Consider the following 1,493-nt stretch of genomic DNA (forward strand, 5'->3'; position numbering starts at 1 on the left):
CATCTCCGCTGGTGAGGCTGACGTTTGGCGACTCGCCAACCCGCGGGATGCCCCGTTCGTCACGCCACCGGTCGACCATGCGCCATCACGTCACCCGCCAGACGTACAAGTGGAAAAGGCTCCAGATGGTGTATTTCGTTCACGCAAGAGTGCCGACTTACCAGGGACCCATGCTTGGAGGTCCACCATGCGGGCGATGGGTGATGGTGTTCACCGGTCGGCTCCGATCGAGATGCAAAGAGGTAACGACGATGAAAGTAAGCAGGTGGGGGATCCCCGCCAGTGCAGCCCTCGCCGGGGTGCTCCTGTCAGCCACGTCAGCGCAGGCCGACGCTGCACGTACTGTTGACGTGGCCTTCATCAATCACACTTCCTGCACGTTGGTGGCCGATCACTGGGATACATCGAGCGGTGAGGACGGTCTCGCTTCCTATCCGCAAGTGAATAACAGCACGTGGACGAATGAGCCGAGGCCTCGCATCGAACCCGGAAAATCTGCAAGCTTCGGCACGCAGAGTGCTTGGAATACTGTGGGTGAAGTGACCTATAAGACGGCTGACTGTAAGGAGGCTGGACTCGACTCGAGTGTCATTAAGTTCGAGTGGGAGAACCCATGGTGGGGGAAGAATTCCTACAGGTTTACTGCCCCTCCCACGTTTAGGGGGTCATACGATCCCGTGCAGGGGAAAAGACCCGCCCTACGGGTTGAAGTCGTCGAAGCGTCCTGACGAATGTAACGGCTGATCCAGCGACCTCCGGAAGGTAAACCTGGATGGAGGGCGCATCGCATCTACCCTCAACGCGTATGAATTGGGTCGCTACGTCCGCCTCTGCGGTGACATCAGGGGGGATCCGGCGGACATCGCCGGAGCTGCTGCGAGTTGCTGTGGGGTACGGCGCGGCCAGGGGCCCTGTCCGGTGGGATCTGCAGGGTCGTGCGTGTCGCAAACAGCAGCGTGAGGGTCACCGGCAGGGCTGCCGGGGGAACGCCTCAACGCAGGTGGGCCGGGCCGGTGGCTGGGGATCGGATGCCGTACCCGATGGGCAGTGGTAGGCGGTATCAGTGCGCCAGGGGTCCGGTGCGGGTGCTTGATCGCGGTCGCTGGCAAGCTCTCCGTGGGGCCAGCGAGCTGGCAACGTCGGCTCGCATCGAACGTTTCGGGCTGGCCTCGCGGAAATCGAGCAGATCAGGTGATAAGCGGCGGATGGTCGACTGACGCGGCGTACCGCCATGAAGCAACCCGACTAGGGTCTGTTGCGAAAGTGGATCTTGATCGGTGATGATCATGCGTTGTGGCGCGTGGAGATCTGACAGATGCACAGTGGTCGCGGCTGGAGCCGCTGCTGCCGATGGGCAAGAAGGCCGGGAGGCCGCCGGTTTGGACCAGGCGGCAGCTCATAGACGGCATACGGTGGCGGACGCGGGCTGGAACGCCGTGGCGGGATGTGCCCGAGCGGTACGGGCCGTGGGACCGGGTCTACGACCTGTTCCG

Annotated in this window: 1 protein-coding gene; it reads left to right on the plus strand. The window is 62.6% G+C overall.

Annotated elements, in window-relative coordinates:
* Positions 1 to 1,350: 1,350 nt before the first annotated feature.
* On the plus strand, positions 1,351 to 1,493 hold a 143-nt coding region (locus ACFWDI_RS40940), incomplete at its 3' end, for a transposase (RefSeq protein WP_385312187.1).

It is taken from the genome of Streptomyces sp. NPDC060064 (assembly GCF_042736455.1).
Taxonomy (GTDB): Bacteria; Actinomycetota; Actinomycetes; order Streptomycetales; family Streptomycetaceae; genus Streptomyces.